Source organism: Flavobacterium sp. UBA4854, from assembly GCF_002399805.1.
GTDB lineage: Bacteria > Bacteroidota > Bacteroidia > Flavobacteriales > Flavobacteriaceae > Flavobacterium > Flavobacterium ginsengisoli.
The window spans coordinates 39,768-57,458 of record NZ_DHEI01000153.1; the positions used below are offsets into that span (position 1 = coordinate 39,768).

General features: G+C 32.9%; 14 protein-coding genes. 10 read left to right on the forward strand and 4 right to left on the reverse strand.

Annotated elements, in window-relative coordinates; genetic code table 11:
• Positions 1-87: 87 nt before the first annotated feature.
• From B3J44_RS22055 to B3J44_RS22085, 7 genes are all read left to right on the forward strand, one after another.
• Complete coding sequence (locus tag B3J44_RS22055; protein WP_008466105.1) at positions 88-627, forward strand: NADH-quinone oxidoreductase subunit J; 540 nt, start codon at positions 88-90, stop codon at positions 625-627.
• Positions 627-947 (forward strand): NADH-quinone oxidoreductase subunit NuoK, encoded by a 321-nt coding sequence (gene nuoK / locus B3J44_RS22060; RefSeq protein WP_008466103.1) that lies wholly within the window; start codon positions 627-629, stop codon positions 945-947. Before B3J44_RS22055 ends, nuoK begins: the two co-directional genes overlap by 1 nt.
• A gap of 6 nt (positions 948-953) precedes the next feature.
• The gene (gene nuoL / locus B3J44_RS22065) at positions 954-2,837 is read left to right on the forward strand and encodes an NADH-quinone oxidoreductase subunit L (protein ID WP_286971457.1); all 1,884 of its coding nucleotides are present in this window, start codon (positions 954-956) and stop codon (positions 2,835-2,837) included.
• A gap of 10 nt (positions 2,838-2,847) precedes the next feature.
• Complete coding sequence (locus tag B3J44_RS22070) at positions 2,848-4,287, forward strand: complex I subunit 4 family protein (RefSeq protein ID WP_286971459.1); 1,440 nt, start codon at positions 2,848-2,850, stop codon at positions 4,285-4,287.
• A gap of 66 nt (positions 4,288-4,353) precedes the next feature.
• A complete protein-coding gene (locus B3J44_RS22075) occupies positions 4,354-5,745 on the forward strand; it encodes an NADH-quinone oxidoreductase subunit N (RefSeq protein WP_286971461.1) in 1,392 nt (463 codons plus the stop codon).
• 163 nt (positions 5,746-5,908) lie between these two features.
• The gene (locus B3J44_RS22080; RefSeq protein WP_198854885.1) at positions 5,909-6,679 is read left to right on the forward strand and encodes a Bax inhibitor-1/YccA family protein; all 771 of its coding nucleotides are present in this window, start codon (positions 5,909-5,911) and stop codon (positions 6,677-6,679) included.
• A 468-nt stretch (positions 6,680-7,147) separates the two neighbouring features.
• A complete protein-coding gene (locus B3J44_RS22085) occupies positions 7,148-9,997 on the forward strand; it encodes a T9SS type A sorting domain-containing protein (RefSeq protein ID WP_286971463.1) in 2,850 nt (949 codons plus the stop codon).
• 64 nt (positions 9,998-10,061) lie between these two features.
• On the opposite strand, the gene B3J44_RS22090 is transcribed toward B3J44_RS22085, so the two are convergent.
• Complete coding sequence (locus tag B3J44_RS22090) at positions 10,062-11,615, reverse strand: aldehyde dehydrogenase family protein (protein ID WP_286971465.1); 1,554 nt, start codon at positions 11,613-11,615, stop codon at positions 10,062-10,064.
• A gap of 62 nt (positions 11,616-11,677) precedes the next feature.
• Positions 11,678-12,301, reverse strand: a complete 624-nt coding sequence (locus tag B3J44_RS22095; protein WP_286971467.1) for a hypothetical protein — start codon at positions 12,299-12,301, stop codon at positions 11,678-11,680.
• A 113-nt stretch (positions 12,302-12,414) separates the two neighbouring features.
• Between B3J44_RS22095 and B3J44_RS22100 the strand changes: the two genes are divergently transcribed.
• A complete protein-coding gene (locus tag B3J44_RS22100; RefSeq protein WP_286971469.1) occupies positions 12,415-13,371 on the forward strand; it encodes an MBL fold metallo-hydrolase in 957 nt (318 codons plus the stop codon).
• A gap of 134 nt (positions 13,372-13,505) precedes the next feature.
• Here B3J44_RS22100 and B3J44_RS22105 read toward each other — a convergent pair whose 3' ends face one another.
• The gene (locus B3J44_RS22105; RefSeq protein WP_286971470.1) at positions 13,506-14,045 is read right to left on the reverse strand and encodes a 3-hydroxyanthranilate 3,4-dioxygenase; all 540 of its coding nucleotides are present in this window, start codon (positions 14,043-14,045) and stop codon (positions 13,506-13,508) included.
• 103 nt (positions 14,046-14,148) lie between these two features.
• On the reverse strand, positions 14,149-15,246 hold the full coding sequence (locus tag B3J44_RS22110) for an endonuclease/exonuclease/phosphatase family protein (RefSeq protein WP_286971471.1): 1,098 nt from the start codon (positions 15,244-15,246) through the stop codon (positions 14,149-14,151).
• A 129-nt stretch (positions 15,247-15,375) separates the two neighbouring features.
• On the opposite strand from B3J44_RS22110, the gene B3J44_RS22115 reads away from it, so the two are divergent.
• Complete coding sequence (locus B3J44_RS22115; protein WP_286971472.1) at positions 15,376-16,452, forward strand: serine hydrolase domain-containing protein; 1,077 nt, start codon at positions 15,376-15,378, stop codon at positions 16,450-16,452.
• 154 nt (positions 16,453-16,606) lie between these two features.
• The gene (locus B3J44_RS22120) at positions 16,607-17,506 is read left to right on the forward strand and encodes a S66 peptidase family protein (RefSeq protein ID WP_286971473.1); all 900 of its coding nucleotides are present in this window, start codon (positions 16,607-16,609) and stop codon (positions 17,504-17,506) included.
• The last annotated feature ends 185 nt before the right edge of the window (positions 17,507-17,691 follow it).

The window sequence follows — 17,691 nt, forward strand, 5'->3', positions numbered from 1 at the left end:
AGAGAGGATTTCATATTCGGGAAAGATAAATTAGTAATGCCTTTAGAAATGGCTATGAAAAACGCTCAACTTAAAAACGCTAACTAAATGATACATATTCCTGATTTTGCACACGCGACAACTATTCAAGTTATCTTTTGCTTTTTAGCGTTTATTACCGTTATTACTGCTTTCTTGACTATTTTCAGCAGAAACCCGATTCATAGTGCCATCTATTTGGTAATTTGTTTCTTTTCTATTGCTGGTCATTATTTACTATTAAATTCTCAGTTCTTAGCTGTTGTACATATAATAGTCTACTCCGGAGCTATTATGATTCTGTTCCTGTTTACCATCATGTTGATGAACCTGAACGAACAGCGAGAAGTTCACCGCCCTAGAATTACACGTTTAGGTGCTATTGTTTCTTTCTGTTTAATATTGATTGTTTTAATTACAATCTTTATCAACTCGAAACCAATTGTTGGTGAATACGATTCTACTGGAGAAGATTTCCAATCAATTAAAGTTTTAGGTAAAATATTATTGAACGAATATATGGTTCCGTTCGAATTTGCTTCAATCTTACTTTTGGTTGCTATGATTGGAACAGTTCTATTGTCTAAAAAAGAAAAATTAAATAAATAATGGGTAATATATTAAATCAAATAGGTATTGAAAACTACATCTTTTTGAGTGTTGTACTTTTCTGTATTGGAATTTTTGGTGTATTGTACAGACGAAATGCTATTATCGTTTTCATGTCTATCGAAATTATGTTGAATGCGGTAAACCTTTTATTTGTTGCTTTTTCAACTTATCATCAAGATGCACAAGGACAAGTTTTTGTGTTCTTCTCGATGGCGGTTGCTGCAGCCGAAGTTGCGGTAGGATTGGCCATTTTAGTTTCTATCTTTAGAAATATCGGATCAATCAGTATCGATAATTTAAAAAATTTAAAAGGATAATCAGAAATGGATACCAATTTAGCTTTAATTTTAGTTTTAACTCCTTTACTAGGATTTCTAGTAAATGTCTTTTTTGGAAAAAGCTTAGGCAAAACAGTTTCTGGTGCAATCGGAACTATTGCCGTAGCAATTTCTTTTGTAGTTTCTCTTTTACTTTTTAATCAAATAACTTCAACTGGAAAAGGAATTGAAGTTACTTTATTTGATTGGATTCAAATTAGCAACTTAAAAATCAATCTTGGATTTTTATTAGATCAATTATCTGTTCTTTGGTTACTTTTTGTAACAGGAATCGGATCTTTGATTCACTTATACTCTATCAGCTACATGCACGATGATGAAAATATGCATAAATTCTTTGCTTATTTAAATCTATTCGTATTCTTCATGATTACACTTGTAATTGGAAGTAACTTATTAGTTCTTTTCATCGGATGGGAAGGTGTTGGACTTTGTTCTTACCTATTAATTGGGTTCTGGCATAAAAACCAGGATTACAATGATGCTGCGAAAAAAGCTTTCATCATGAACAGAATTGGAGATTTAGGTTTATTAATCGGAATGTTCATCATTGGATCAATGTTTTCAACATTAGATTATGCAACTTTAAAAACTGCAATTGCTGGAGCTTCAAACTTAAATTTACCTTTACTTTCTTTAGCTGCTTTATGCTTGTTTATTGGAGCTTGCGGTAAATCTGCTCAAATTCCGTTATACACTTGGTTACCTGATGCGATGGCTGGACCAACTCCAGTTTCTGCTTTAATCCACGCGGCTACAATGGTAACTGCTGGTATCTTTATGGTAACAAGATTAAACTTTGTTTTCGACCTTGCAACAGATGTTCAATCTGTAATTGCAATTATTGGAGCAATCACTTCATTAGTTGCGGCTACAATTGGATTAGTTCAAAACGATATCAAAAAAGTATTAGCTTACTCTACAGTTTCTCAATTAGGTTTAATGTTTTTAGCATTAGGATTTGGAGCTTATGAAGTAGCCGTTTTCCACGTAATCACTCACGCTTTCTTTAAAGCTTGTTTATTCTTAGGTTCTGGATCTGTAATTCACGGATTACACGGAGAACAAGATATGCGTAATATGGGCGGTTTGCGTAAAGCAATGCCAATCACTTTCTGGACCATGTTGATTTCTTCTTTAGCAATCTCAGGAGTTCCATTTTTCTCTGGATTCTTTTCTAAAGACGAAATTTTATTGACAGCATTCCACCACAGTATTCCATTATACGTTGTTGGATCTGTTGCTTCAATTATGACAGCTTTCTATATGTTCCGTTTAATGTTCTTAACTTTCTTCAAAGAATTTAGAGGAACTGAAGAGCAAAAACACCATTTACACGAAAGTGGTTCATTAATTACTATTCCGCTTATCATCTTAGCTATTTTAGCAACTTTTGGCGGATTAATCAGTTTACCTGGAAACAGCTGGTTAAATGGTTACCTTGCTCCTCTTTTCACAAAAGTGGCAGGCGAAGAACATCATTTAGGCACAACAGAATACACTTTAATGGGTGTTGCAGTTTTAGGAGGATTATTAGGAATTTTAATTGCTTACGTTAAATACTTTAAACAAGATAATGTTCCAGAATCTGATGAAAACATTACTGGTTTAAGTAAAGTATTATACAACAAATACTATGTAGACGAAGTTTACGACGCTGTATTTGTAGCACCAGTTAATAGTTTATCTAAATTCTTTAGAGATTATATCGAGACAGGATTGTCTGCTCTTGTTTTTGGATTAGGTAAAATAGCAAACGAGATTGCTTTCCAAGGAAAAAAATTACAAACCGGAAGTATAGGATTATATCTATTTGTATTTGTTTTAGGACTTTGTGCAATTGTTTCCTATATATTTTTAGCTCAATAATATTATTACTATGAACGTTTCTACTATATTAATTATACTTTTAATTGGTGCATTTGCCACTTACTTTTCTGGTGACAAACTAGCTTCGAAAGTTGCTTTATTTTTTAGTTTAGCCGCTTTAGGATGTTCAATTGTATTATTGAATAATTATAACGCAGGTGAAAATATCAGCGTAATCAACAGCTGGATTAATCAACCAAAAATTTCATTCGCTTTAAACGCTGACGGACTTGGGCTTGCAATGGTTTTACTGACTGCTGCTTTAACTCCGATTATTATATTTTCGTCTTTTGGAAATGAATATAAAAATGCAAAAGGCTTTTATGCTTTAATCTTGTTTATGGCTTTTGCTATGACTGGAACTTTCTTAGCTTCTGATGGTCTTTTATATTACATTTTCTGGGAATTAGCTCTTATTCCAATCTACTTTATTGCTTTGATCTGGGGTAACGGAGATGCTGAAGAGCGTAGAAAAGCAGTGGTTAAATTCTTTATTTACACGCTTGCTGGTTCGTTATTCATGTTAACTGCGTTTATTTATTTATACCAAAAAGCAGGTTCTTTCTTAATCGAAGATTTATATAAATTAAACTTATCTGCTTGTGAGCAATTCTGGATTTTCTTCGCTTTCTTTTTAGCTTATGCTATCAAAATTCCAATTATTCCTTTCCACACTTGGCAGGCAAATGTGTACCAAAAAGCACCAACCGTTGGAACAATGCTTTTATCTGGTATCATGCTAAAAATGGGATTGTACAGTGTTCTTCGTTGGCAATTACCGCTTGCGCCAATCGCCGCTAAAGAATACATGTATATCTTTATTGGTTTAGGAATTGCTGGTGTTATCTACGGATCAATCGTTGCATTAAGACAAAAAGATTTAAAGAAATTATTGGCTTATTCTTCTCTTGCTCACGTTGGTTTAATCGCTGCAGGATCTTATACTCTAACTCTTGATGGTTTTAGAGGTGCTGTAATGCAAATGATCGCTCACGGCTTTGTTGTAGTGGGATTATTCTTCGCTGCTGAAGTAATTTTCAGAAGATACGAAACTAGAGAAATTGAAGAAATGGGTGGTATTCGTACTCAGTCTCCAAAATTCACATCAATGTTTTTAATCTTAGTATTAGCTTCTGTTGCATTACCAAGTACATTTAACTTTGTTGGAGAGTTTACAGTATTATACAGTTTATCTCAAATTAATATCTGGTTTGCTATTCTTGGTGGAACTACTATTATTTTAGGGGCTTACTATATGTTAAGAATGTTCCAGCATGTAATGTTAGGAGAAACAAATGCAAAAACTTTTGCTGATGTTACACTTAACGAAGGAGTTTCATTTGTTGTAATCATTGCGGTTTTATTGTTCTTCGGATTCTATCCAAAACCAATCACAGATTTGATTACACCAAGCTTGGAAACCATTTTACAAGTTATCAATAAGAACTAATATTTTAAACAAAAAATAAATTAGGATGACACTTAAAAATTGGAATCCTAAATCAAAAAGATAAAAATGAATACATTAATAGCTATAACAGGATTGGGTATTTTTTGCCTATTGTTTGAAATTCTTAATTTAAGAAAGGCCATTGTTCCTATTACCATTTTGGGTTTAATAGGTGTGTTGGCTCTTAATTACTGTGAATTTGGAACAGAACAAAGTTATTACAACAATATGATAGCAGTGAGCAAGTTTTCTACAGCTTTTTCATCATTGTTTATCGTTTTGACTATATTCCTTGTAGCATTAAGTCATAATTTTTACCACAATCACCCAACGAAAATTTCAGATTATGTGGCAATTAAAATTTTCTTACTAGCTGGTGCTGTAGCAATGGTTTCTTTTGGAAATTTAGCAATGTTCTTTTTAGGAATTGAAATCTTATCTATTGCTTTATATGTACTTGCTGCAAGCGATCGTTTAAATATCAAAAGCAATGAGGCTGGTATGAAATATTTCTTAATGGGTTCTTTCGCTTCAGGAATTATCTTATTCGGAATCTGTTTGATTTACGGTGCAATGGGAAGTTTTGACATTAGTGACATTCACGAAAGTGCACTTTCTGCAGAGTTACCAATATGGTTTCCAATTGGAATGATTTTAATGGTTGTTGGAATGTTATTTAAAGTAGCTGCAGTTCCTTTTCACTTCTGGGCTCCAGACGTTTACGAAGGTTCTCCTGCTTTAACTACAGCTTTAATGAGTACTTTAGCAAAAGTAGTCGCAATTGCAACTTTATTCAAGTTGGTTTCTGGTATGAACTTAATTGCTTCATTAGACAACCAAGACCTTCTACATACATTTGAAGTTATCGTAGTTATTATTTCTATTGCGTCTATGTCTGTTGGTAATATTATGGCATTAAGACAAGTAAACGTAAAACGTATGCTTGCTTTCTCTGGAATCTCTCACGCAGGTTTCATGTTAATGACATTATTAACTGTTTCAGCTTCTGCTGGAGTTTTATTATACTACACTGCTGCTTATGCATTAGCTGGTATAGCTGCTTTTAGTGTAATTTTATATGTTTGTAGAGATCATGACAATGAAGATATTACAAATTTCCACGGTTTAGGAAAAACAAATCCGCTATTGGCTGCAGTTCTTACAGCTTCATTATTATCAATGGCCGGAATTCCTATTTTCTCTGGATTCTTTGCTAAGTTATTTTTATTCAACCAAACTATTCAAGCAGGATACATTGGTTTAGTAATTGTTGCTGTAATTAACTCTATCATAAGTGTTGGATACTATTTCAAACTAATCATAGCAATGTATTCTAAAGAACCAAATCAAGAAAGAACAGGAAGACCTTTCCTTATTTATGCTACAGCTGTGGTGTCAATTGTTTTAAATATTGCTTTAGGTTTATTTCCATCATTAGTTTTAGACTTATTGAAATAAAATTATTTCTTTAATTAAAATACTCAAAAATCCATTAAATCAGTTTTAATGGATTTTTTTTATGCCTTAAATTAAGAACAGAAATTCATGTTAAAAATTTCTTCTAGACAATTGCACTTCAAAAAATCTCCATATATTTGAGTTCAATTAAATGTATTAAATTATGAACTTTAATTCAAAAAATCCATTTTTAAACAGTAAGCGTTTTTCGTCTAATGCTGAACCAAGAACAGAAGTACACCACGCTCAGATTATTGATTACAATCAAGAAATGACGGTGTCTGGAACAATCAACAAAACAGCAATCCTATTCCTAATCTTATGCGGAGCTGCTATGGTGACATGGTGGATGACTTTTAACGGAATAAACCCAATGCTTCCTACAATTGGAGGTGCAATTGTTGGTTTCATTTTAGTATTAGTTTCTTCATTCAAACCACAATTATCTCCTTACCTAGCTCCAGGATATGCATTATTTGAAGGATTATTCATAGGAGGTATTTCTGCAATATTTGAATTAAAATTTCCTGGAATCGTAATCAATGCAGTTGGTGCAACTCTTGTTACTTTCTTGGTTTGTTTAGGTTTATATAAATTTAGAATCGTAAAAGTTACAGAACAATTCAAATCTGTTGTTGTTGCTGCAACATTGGCTATTGCTACTTATTATTTAATTTCTTGGGTTGTATCAATGTTTACAAGCTGGACACCTGTTCATTACGGAAATTCTATGATGAGTATTGGTATTAGTGTTTTTGTTATCATCATAGCTGCTCTTAACCTTTTCTTAGATTTTGATTTAATTGAAAAAGGTGCAAGAGAAAAAATGCCAAAATTTATGGAATGGTATGGAGCAATGGGATTGATGATTACATTAGTTTGGTTGTATATTGAATTCTTGAGACTTTTATCAAAACTTTCTAGCAAAGACTAAATAAGTCTCTTTTAAATAATCTAAAGCCTTTTTGAGTAAAATCAGAAAGGCTTTTTTTATACTTATAGATTACTTTTTCGCAAAATTAAATTTAAAACTTCTAAGAATAATCTGTTATTCGAAATAAGAAAATAATTTATTTCTTACAAAAATAAAAATGTAATTTATTGTAATTAAAAAAAATTATAAATATTCTATATTCTTCCTGCCTAAAGATAGAAATAATCAAAAGCTAGAAAAATACGGCTTTTATCAAGAAAACAAAACATGTAATAAATTACAATTCATGCAATTTGTTGCATTTTTAACATTTAAAAAGCTAAAAAAATAAAGTATATTATTTTTTTAACTAAAAAAAATAAAGAATTAAGAATTAATATATAATTTCGTGTAATCGATTACAATTAAACCACTTGAAGTCGAAAGTAAAACCACTTACTTATTATTAACTATCTTAAACAAACAATTATGAAAAAAAACCTACTTTTCATGACTGTCTTTCTCATGACAGTCCAATTATGGGCCCAAACTATCCAAATTAATGAAGCTTCTGGCTGGCTAGAATCGGCTTTTGTAAAATGGCAACCAGTCAGTGGTGCCCAGACTTACAATGTGTATTACACTGGTAACGGACTTACAGATCAGAAAATAGACGACCAGCTTATTAGAAGTTATGGTTCTTATTTCCGTGCTGACATTCCGGGACTTAAAGCTGGAACTTACACTGTAAAAGTAAAACCTGTTGTAAATGGGATAGAAGGAACTGGAGCTACAACAGGAAATCTAACTGTATCCGCACACGACAGAAACGGATTTGCTTTTGAAGGCGGGCGTGTTCCTGGAGGATACAAAGCAGACGGAACGCCTAAAGACAATGCTGTAATTCTGTATATTACCCAAAATACGAAAAACACCATTTCAATGAATATTACTGGTGCAAGTGCAAATCCTTGTATTGGTTTACAGAATATTCTTTACGCTATCAAAAAAGGAAAAGACACTCGCCCATTTATTATCCGTCTAATTGGAAATATTACAGATATGACTGTTATGGAGGGTGGCGATGTTGTAATTGAAAACTCCAACAACGCTTCAAGCTATGTTACAATCGAAGGTATTGGCGATGACGCTGTAGCAAACGGATGGGGAGTTAGATTGAAATCGGCTTCAAATATAGAAGTAAACAATCTTGGATTTATGAACTGCGACAGTACTGCAGGCGATAACGTGGGAATGCAGCAAAGCAATGATCACGTTTGGGTTCATAACTGTGATTTATTTTATGGAAATGCAGGAAGCGATGCTGACCAAATAAAAGGCGATGGAGCATTAGATAATAAATCTTCAACTTACATTACAATGTCTTACAACCACTTTTGGGATAATGGAAAAGCAAGTCTTCTTGGTTTAAGCGAAGGAACGACTTCTGGTTTGTATGTAACTTATCACCACAACTGGTTTGACCACTCAGATTCTCGTCATCCACGCGTTCGTTATTATTCAGCACATATTTACAACAACTATTATGATGGAGTTGCTAAATATGGAGCGGGCTCAACTATGGGCTCATCGCTTTTTGTTGAAGGAAATTACTTTAGAAACAGTAAACATCCAATGCTAACTTCTCTACAAGGTTCTGACATTTGGGATGAAACCAACCAAGTAAATAATGCAGGAACAATGGGAACATTCTCTGGCGAAGCTGGAGGAAGCATCAAAGCTTATAACAATACATTTGATGCTTCAAACGGAACAAACAACATGCGTTTTGTTGCTTACAATGATCCAAATCCGTTATACAATATCTCTGGAAAAATTAGTTCTACAACCGATTTTGATGCTTATGTAGCAAGTACAAGAGGCGAAGTTGTAAGTAGTTCTGTAAAATCTAAATCTGGTGCAAATACTTATAACAACTTTGATACAGATGCTAATTTATATGTAAAAAATTTAGTAATTGATACTCCAGCTGCAGCGAAAACAAAAACAACGCAATATGCAGGACGTGTTTCTGGAGGAGATTTAAAATGGACATTCAATAATGCTACAGATGACAATTCTTCTTTAGTCATCACAGCATTAAAAACAACACTTACAAACTACACAGGAACTTTAGTTGCTGTACAAGGCGAAGGAAATCCACCTGCTGGAACACAGACTTTAACTTTAACATCTGCTTCAAACAACAATCAAACCGTTGTAAGCGGAACAGCAATTTCTTCAATTGTATTTACATGGGGCGGAGATGCAACTGATGCGACTGTAACTGGATTGCCTGCTTCTGGATTGACTTTTGTAAAAAATACTACAGCTAAAACAATAACTATTTCTGGTACGCCAACTGCAACAGTTTCGTACTCAATTGCAACTTCTGGAACTAGTGGTTCCCCAGCTACTGGTTCTGGAACTGTAACAGTAACTCCAGCTGGAACACAAACATTAACTTCATCTGGCAATAACAGCCAAACCGTTTCTTCTGGAACTGCTATTGCTTCAATTGTATTTACTTGGGGCGGAAATGCTACAGATGCATCTGTAACTGGATTACCTGCTTCTGGGTTGTCTTTCGTAAAAAATACAACTGCAAAAACGATAACTATTACTGGAACTCCAACTGCAAATGTTTCTTATACGGTAACCACTTCAGGAACAGCTGGAACACCAGTATCTGCATCGGGAACCATAACAGTCACTACAGGTTCGGGTGGCGGATCTGAATTACATAATTTTACTACATCTGGTAAAACAAGTACATTCTACTCTATTACAGGAAATATGAATTCAACTCCAGGTTCTGTAACTTACAATGGACTAACACTTACTGAGCGTCTTAAAATCGAATCAAGCACATCAATAACGTATACCACAACGAGTGCATCTACCCTAACCTTAGTTTTTGATTCTAATTTTACGGGAACTATTAAAGTAGATAATGTTTCGTACACAGCATCTGCAGGTATCGTAACAGCTTCAATTGCTGCAGGTTCTCATACCATAACAAAAGGTTCTGTTGCTAATTTATTCTATATTAGCACAGTTTACGGCGGAACGACTCTAAAAATGGCTGCGATCTCTGAGACAACAACCATAGAAACTTCCAAAATAATTTTATACCCTAATCCTGTTTCAAGCACTTTATACTTATCAGATCCTGAACAAAAAGTACAAAAAGTACTTATCTATAATATATCTGGAAATCTAGTGATTAATTCTGGAAATTCTCAAAGTATTGATACAAGTGGCTTAATTCCTGGCACTTATCTAGCCAAAATTTATACTGTAGATGGATCATTTAACCAAACACTAATTAAAAAGTAAAAACTAACTTAACTTAAAAAGGCTTCCAAAATTGGAAGCCTTTTTTAATTTCAAATATTATGAATTACAAATCAAATTTAATTCCCTGCGCAAGCGGAAGATTTGTCGTATAGTTGATTGTATTTGTTTGGCGTCTCATATATATTTTCCACGCATCAGATCCTGATTCGCGTCCACCTCCTGTTTCTTTTTCACCTCCAAAAGCACCTCCAATTTCAGCACCAGAAGTTCCTATGTTTACGTTTGCAATTCCACAGTCAGAACCTGTTGCAGATAAAAATCTTTCCGCTTCACGTAAGTTGTTCGTCATAATTGCAGAAGATAATCCTTGTGCAACTCCATTTTGAATTTCTATCGCATTTTCTACTTCGCCAGAATATTTAATTAAATATAAAACTGGAGCAAAAGTTTCATGCTGTACAATTTCAAACGAATTTTTAGCTTCTGCAATTGCAGGTTTTACATAACAGCCGCTTTCATAACCTTCACCAGATAATACTCCTCCTTCTACAAGGATTTTTCCACCTTCGGCTACTACTTTATTTAATGCTGCTGCATACATTTCTACAGCATGAGTATCAATTAGTGGTCCAACATGATTCTTTTCGTCAAGCGGATTTCCGATTCTTAATTGTTTGTAAGCTGCAACCAAGGCATCTTTTACTTTATCATAAATACTTTCGTGAATAATCAATCTTCTAGTAGAAGTACAACGCTGTCCAGCTGTTCCTACAGCTCCGAAAACTGCACCAATAACAGTCATTTTAATATCTGCATCGGGAGTAACAATAATGGCGTTATTTCCTCCCAATTCTAACAATGATTTCCCTAATCTTCCTGCAACAGTTTGCGCTACAATTTTTCCCATTCTAGTTGATCCTGTTGCCGAAATAAGCGGAATACGAGTATCTGCAGTCAACAATTCTCCTATTTTGTAATCTCCATTTATTAAGCACGAAATTCCTTCTGGAAGATTGTTTTCTTTAATAACCTGAGTAATAATATTTTGGCAGGCAATACCACAAAGAGGTGTTTTTTCAGAAGGTTTCCAAACACAAACATCACCAGAAATCCATGCTAAAGCAGTGTTCCAAGACCAAACTGCAACTGGGAAATTAAATGCCGAAATAATTCCAACAATTCCTAACGGATGATATTGTTCATACATTCTATGCCCAGGTCTTTCAGAATGCATTGTTAATCCGTGAAGTTGGCGTGATAAACCAACTGCAAAATCACAGATATCTATCATTTCCTGAACTTCACCATATCCTTCTTGCAATGATTTCCCCATTTCATAAGAAACCAATTTACCTAGAGCTTCTTTATTTTGTCTCAATTTTTCTCCAAACTGACGCACAATTTCACCACGCTGTGGAGCAGGAATTAATCTAAAGGTTTTAAAAGCTTCTGCTGCGGTTTGAATTGCTTTTTCGTAATCTGCAGCCGTTGACATTTTTACCGAAGCAATTAATTTTCCATCAACTGGTGAATAACTTTCTAGAATTTCTCCAGAAGAAAAATTATTAATTCCTGTTGATGTTCCTTCGTTTATTGTCTTGATGCCCAATTTATCAAGAGCTTCCTTCATTCCAAATTGCGATGCTATTGTTGTCATTGTAACTTTTTTAGTTAAAATTGTTATATTTTTATGTAAAGATATTGTTTTAGAATTAATTTCTAATCGTTGCTTTTAAAAACGCGCTTATTTTTAAGAAACAATAAAAGTAGAACAACAAAAAGAATAAAACTCAGACCTGATAAAATACAAATCACTTTATTTTTTCTTTCTAATTTTTCTTCAAATGATTTTTTAACTAAATCTATTTGATATTCAATATTATTCTGAAACTTAATTATTTGTACGCCTCTATTTTTTTTTGATTTACTATACAACTCATCTAATAATTTTAATTCATTATTTTGAATATTTTGTAATAGATTCGTTCTCGAACATATCGAACAGCCTAAAGCATTATGATCTTTTTTGGTATAAATCAAATACTCTTTTCCTTTTTCAAAATAATAATCACAAGATCCCATACTAACCCCTAAAATCGTTCTAAAACTTTGTCCATTAATAATCTCATCTTTATATATTTTTGAAATTTTAATGGTATAGGAGTACATTTTTTGACCATATTCAGAATATAAAGAACTATCAACTTTAACTACTTTTCCAATAAAGACCTGACTTGCTTTTTCCCAGTTTTCTTCTATCGATGATTTTTCTGAGCAATCGCAACAATATACTTCTGAGCTTATTAAAAACAAAAACAGTACAAATAGCACCTTTCTAATCATTCTATATCTTTTTAGTTAAATGTAAATTTAGGGTTAATTAACATGATTTTTTCCAAAATTGAGTGCTTTATTTCTCTTTATTGATGAAATTTGCAATTCTAATTTTTTTGAATATGAATAATTTCTATCGCTTTTTTCTTTGCATCATTTTAATTTCATCTAATGCTTTTTCCCAAAAAGAAAAAGGTTCTTTTTCTGTTGTTCCTTTAGGAGTAATGGGTGGTATTGACGAAAAAAATCTTTCTGCTTATTTAATCGCTCCAGCCAACACAAGTGATTATATCTGTCTTGACGCTGGAACCGTAAACGCGGGAATCGAAAAAGCTATTGAAAAGAAAACTTTTAAAGTTTCTACAAGCGAAGTTTTACGAAAATATATCAAAGGATATTTAATTTCGCACGCTCATTTAGATCACGTTTCAGGTTTGATTATAAACTCTCCTGCCGATTCTTCTAAAACAGTTTATGCTACCAATAAATGCATGGAAATGATGGAAAATCATTATTTCAACGATCAGACTTGGGCAAATTTTGGAGACACAGGGCCAGGCTTTCCTTTAAAAAAATACCATTTTCAGACTTTAAATTTGGGAGAAGAAACTTCTTTGACGAATACCAAAATGACAGTTAAAGCATTTTCGTTAAGCCATGTTAATCCGTTTGAAAGTACTGCTTTCTTAATTAAAAATGAAAATGATTATGCCTTATATTTAGGAGATACAGGACCAGATGAAGTAGAAAAAAGCAATAATCTTCGCGATTTATGGACTGCAGTTGCTCCATTGGTTAAGGCCAAACAATTGAAAGGAATTTTTATTGAAGTTTCTTTTCCAAATGAACAGCCAGATAAATTTTTATTTGGTCATTTGACACCAAATTATTTAATGAAAGAACTTCATGTTCTAGAGGATTTAGCTGGAAAAGGTTCTCTTGAAAACTTTAAAATTATCATCACACATTTAAAACCTCCAGCAAAGAATATTGCAAAAATTAAAGAACAGTTAAAAGTTCAAAATGATTTAGGGCTAAAGGTTATTTATCCTGAGCAAGGGAAAAAATTTAGTTTATAAGTTTATTTTGCCACTCCCGATAGCTATCGGGATAAAAGGATTAAAAGGATTTATTTTAATTTCTAAATATAAAACATAATTAAACCCGACAGGTTTTTGAAATCTGTCGGGTTTCTTATTTCTATCAAATAACATTATTTCTTAGCCGTAAATCTAGGATCAGTTTCCATAACAGTTCCGCAATTATCACAAGTTCTTAATTCTTCTGAATTATAGAAATGTTCAAAATGAGGAAGAAAATCTTTCTCTATATTATGAAGTTCAAAATACACTTCATACAATTTATGATTGCAGTTATCGCAATGCCAAAGCAAACCATCTGTAAAACCTTGTCCAGCGCGTTTTCTTTCGATCACAAGTCCGATAGAACCTTCTGAACGAACAGGAGAATGTGGCACTTTTGCAGGATGCAGATACATATCGCCTGCATTCAATTCCATTTCTTTACGCTGGCCATCTTCCTGAATGACAACCTTAATGCTTCCTTCTAACTGATAAAAAAGTTCTTCTGTTTCGTTATAATGGTAATCTTTTCGTGCATTTGGTCCAGCAACAATCATTACAATATAATCTCCAGAATCTACATATAGGTTTTTATTTCCAACAGGCGGTTTAAGTAAATGACGGTTTTCGTCAATCCATTGGGTCAGGTTAAAAGGTTTTGCTATAGCCATTTTTATTCGAAATTTATGAAAAGCTAAGGTAGTGAAAAGTATTCAGTCTCAATCGCAGTTTTCAGTTTTGCTGAGACTGATTACTGCCACTGAGACTGAATACTTATTTAAATACTTTTATCAAATAAATATAAACTGGAAAATGATCACTAAAGCCAGCTTCCGTCAGAGTGTTCCGCAACGGATAACCTTTGTATTGCCCCGAATTTTGAATAAGATAAGGTCTGCTGAAAATACCCGATTTCCAAAAATTAAAAGTCAAAAAATCCGATTTAACCAAAGAGGCTGTCATAATAATTTGATCAAAAATATTCCAAGAATCACGATAAGCAATAGTTCCTAAACCTTTATTGGCAAGCTCTTCAAACGGATTAAAAACTCCAAATTCCGAAACTTCAGCTCTTATTCCTTTTGCACTTAGTCCTGATTTTATGCTTTTGTTTGATGGTGAATCATTAAAATCTCCCATTGTTAATACTTTTGCCTGAGGATTAATCCTTTGCAAAGAATCAATAATTTTCCTGTTCAATTTTCCCGCTGCTTCCCGAAATAAACTAGTTGCCTTTTCGCCGCCTGATCTCGATGGCCAGTGATTGACAATAATATGTATTTCTTCATCTTCTAAAAATCCCGAAACCAAAAGTTGATCTCTTGTAAAAACTCGATTTTTATTTTCTTTCTTAATCTCTATTTCGCCATCTAAAATTTCTGTTTCTTCTTCTTTTTTAGGAATTTCTTTTCTATAAATAATTAAAGGAATATTCGAATAAGAAGTTGGTCTGAAATACTTTTTTTGATAAAGTAGCGCCACATCGATGCCACGTTTATCTGGCGAATCAAAATGAATGATTCCTAAATCCAACGGCTGTAATTTTGGCTCTTTTATCAAATCTTCTAAAACTGCTCTATTTTCTATTTCTGCTCCCCCAATTAAAGTTGGCGCATTTGAATTATCTGGTGTTCCAATTTCAGATAAAACCCTCGCCAAATTCTTTAGTTTCTGCTGGTATTTCTCTGTTGTCCAATGCTGCGCTCCATTTGGTGTCCATTCATCATCATTTGTGAATGCATCATCTACAGTATCATAAAAGTTTTCAAAATTGTAAAAAGCAACTGTATGTATTTTGTACTTTTTGGATTGGCTAAAAAGGACTGACGTTCCAAAAAGAAAAAGCAGAAAAAATCTAAATTTTAAAGGCATATATAAGATTTTAAAAAGACAAATCTACTTAAAAAATGTAAGATTTTTACTTAAATAAAATTTCAAAATATTACATTTGTTTCTTGCAAAAGTCTTGTACCTTGCTTAAAAAATCTGATCATTTATAACATGAAAAAAATACTGTTTTTTACTTTTTTCTTAAGCTCTTTAAATACATTTTATGGACAAAAAAATAGCTCCAAAGCAGAGGAAATCAGAAAACAATATAAAATTCCAGAATTGGCTTATGCAGTTGTTTCTTCAGATTCTATTCTTGAAATTGATGCTTTAGGATTTCAACGTTACAAGTCTTCTCATAAAGCAAAAATTAATGATATATTCCGTTTAGGATCCATCACAAAAACGATCACAAGTTATATCGCGGCGACTTTAGTTAAAGAAGGAAAAATAGAATGGAATACTAAATTTTTTGATTTATATCCTGAATTAAAAGCAGGAAGTAATCCAGAAATCTATAACGTAACCTTGCAAGATTTCTTGACATTTAGAGCACCAATTCCAACTTGGTCTTATGGAAATGAAACGCCAACACAAAAAGAAATAAAAGGAAACAACCAAGAACAGCGTTATGAATTTATAAGCTGGTTTTTTAAACAAAAACAAATTGTTACTGAGAAACAAGATTGGTATGGCTCCAATCCAAGTTTTGTTGCTGCAGGTTTAATGCTCGAAAAAGCAACTGGAAAAAGTTATGAAACTTTAGTACAAGAATTAGGTAAAAAGTTAAACATTAACTTCGGTTTTGGACAGCCAAACGTTACTGATATAAACCAACCTTGGGGACATGATGAAAATTTGAAGCCTGAAAAACCATTTGTAAATTATAAATTAAATTGGCTTTCGTCAGCAGGAAATATCAATGTAAATCTTCCTGATTTTTGCAAATTTACGCAGATGCAATTACAAGGTTTATTAGGAAAATCAAAAGTATTCTCTGAAGAAGAATTTAATAAAATGCATTTCGGTTTTCCAGAATTTTCTTTTGGATGGTATTCTGAAATAAATGAAAATTCAGGTTTAAAATATTCTTTTCATTACGGAAATCCAGGAACATTTTTAACCAAAGTGTATATTTGCAAAGACATCAATAAGGCTTTTATATTATTTGCTAATGTGCAATCTGAAGAAGCTGACAAAGGCTTAATGTTGCTTTTATCTGAGCTTCAAAAACAATATGGAGGTTAAATTATTAAACCTTAAAAATTAATTTTATAATTTTAAGCAAAAGAAAAAAATGAATAAAAACTGCTTTCACTATATAAAGAGACACTTTGTCTTTTGTAAACTCGCATTTCTTATTTTTGCTTTACAATCATTCAACTGTCAATCTCAACAAAACATGATAACACCGCCTTATTTACAAAAAGGAGATACTGTGGCACTTTTGGCAACAGCAAGAAAAAACATCGACGATAACTTAAAACCAACAATAGATTTATTGCACAGCTGGGGTTTAGAAGCCGTTATTGGGTCAACAATTGGTTTAGATTATCATCAATTGGCTGGAACAGATGAACAGAGAGCTGCCGATTTTCAGAAACAAATGGACAATCCAAATATTAAAGCGATCTGGTGCGTTCGTGGCGGATATGGCACTGTTAGAATGTTAGATTTACTAGATTTTACCAAATTCAAACAGCATCCAAAATGGGTTATCGGTTTTAGTGATGTAACGGTTCTTCATAATCATTTGAATACGATGGGCTATAAATCTATTCATGGTATTATGCCAGTAACAGTCCCTAGAGCAACTCCAGATGCTGTGAGCTCGTTAAAAGCCGCTTTATTTAACGAACCTATTTCCTACTCTATTAGTCCAAATCCGATGAATCGTTTAGGAAGTGCTACTGGAGAATTAGTTGGAGGGAATTTATCTATTTTATACAGTTTATTAGGATCTCCTTCGGCAATTGATTGCAAGGATAAAATTTTATTTATCGAAGATTTAGATGAATATCTGTATCATATCGACCGTATGATGATGAATCTAAGACGTAACGGATGTATCGAAAATCTAAAAGGAATTATCATTGGCGGAATGACAAGCATGAAAGACAATGAAGTGCCTTGGGGAAAAAATGCTTTAGAAATTATTGATGATGTAACCAAAAAATACAATATTCCAGTAATTTTTAATTTCCCAGCAGGGCATATTAGAGACAACAGAGCTTTAATTATGGGAAATACCGTTTCTATAGAAGTTACAGCTTCTGGAAGTACGGTTACTTTCAAAAAGTAATATCGCATTGCTTTTGATTTAAGCAAGTCTAACAATACCACATAAAATCTCGCAAAGACGCAAGGTCGCTAAGTTTTAAAATGCTTTGTGATTTTGCGTTTTTTCGTGCAATAATTTCATTTAGTAAAAATAAACTCAAGATTCTCACTGAAAACTGTGACTGAGACTGAATAGTACAATAATGG

What these genes read in the sequence shown, in the direction of transcription:
- B3J44_RS22120 (WP_286971473.1), top strand. Translation starts at nt 16,607, where the DNA reads ATGATAACACCGCCTTATTTACAAAAAGGAGATACTGTGGCACTTTTG.
- B3J44_RS22070 (WP_286971459.1), top strand. Translation starts at nt 2,848, where the DNA reads ATGAACGTTTCTACTATATTAATTATACTTTTAATTGGTGCATTTGCC.
- nuoK (WP_008466103.1), top strand. Translation starts at nt 627, where the DNA reads ATGGGTAATATATTAAATCAAATAGGTATTGAAAACTACATCTTTTTG.
- B3J44_RS22055 (WP_008466105.1), top strand. Translation starts at nt 88, where the DNA reads ATGATACATATTCCTGATTTTGCACACGCGACAACTATTCAAGTTATC.
- B3J44_RS22105 (WP_286971470.1), bottom strand. Translation starts at nt 14,045, where the DNA reads ATGGCTATAGCAAAACCTTTTAACCTGACCCAATGGATTGACGAAAAC.
- B3J44_RS22075 (WP_286971461.1), top strand. Translation starts at nt 4,354, where the DNA reads ATGAATACATTAATAGCTATAACAGGATTGGGTATTTTTTGCCTATTG.
- B3J44_RS22085 (WP_286971463.1), top strand. Translation starts at nt 7,148, where the DNA reads ATGAAAAAAAACCTACTTTTCATGACTGTCTTTCTCATGACAGTCCAA.
- B3J44_RS22080 (WP_198854885.1), top strand. Translation starts at nt 5,909, where the DNA reads ATGAACTTTAATTCAAAAAATCCATTTTTAAACAGTAAGCGTTTTTCG.
- B3J44_RS22115 (WP_286971472.1), top strand. Translation starts at nt 15,376, where the DNA reads ATGAAAAAAATACTGTTTTTTACTTTTTTCTTAAGCTCTTTAAATACA.
- B3J44_RS22100 (WP_286971469.1), top strand. Translation starts at nt 12,415, where the DNA reads ATGAATAATTTCTATCGCTTTTTTCTTTGCATCATTTTAATTTCATCT.
- B3J44_RS22095 (WP_286971467.1), bottom strand. Translation starts at nt 12,301, where the DNA reads ATGATTAGAAAGGTGCTATTTGTACTGTTTTTGTTTTTAATAAGCTCA.
- B3J44_RS22090 (WP_286971465.1), bottom strand. Translation starts at nt 11,615, where the DNA reads ATGACAACAATAGCATCGCAATTTGGAATGAAGGAAGCTCTTGATAAA.
- nuoL (WP_286971457.1), top strand. Translation starts at nt 954, where the DNA reads ATGGATACCAATTTAGCTTTAATTTTAGTTTTAACTCCTTTACTAGGA.
- B3J44_RS22110 (WP_286971471.1), bottom strand. Translation starts at nt 15,246, where the DNA reads ATGCCTTTAAAATTTAGATTTTTTCTGCTTTTTCTTTTTGGAACGTCA.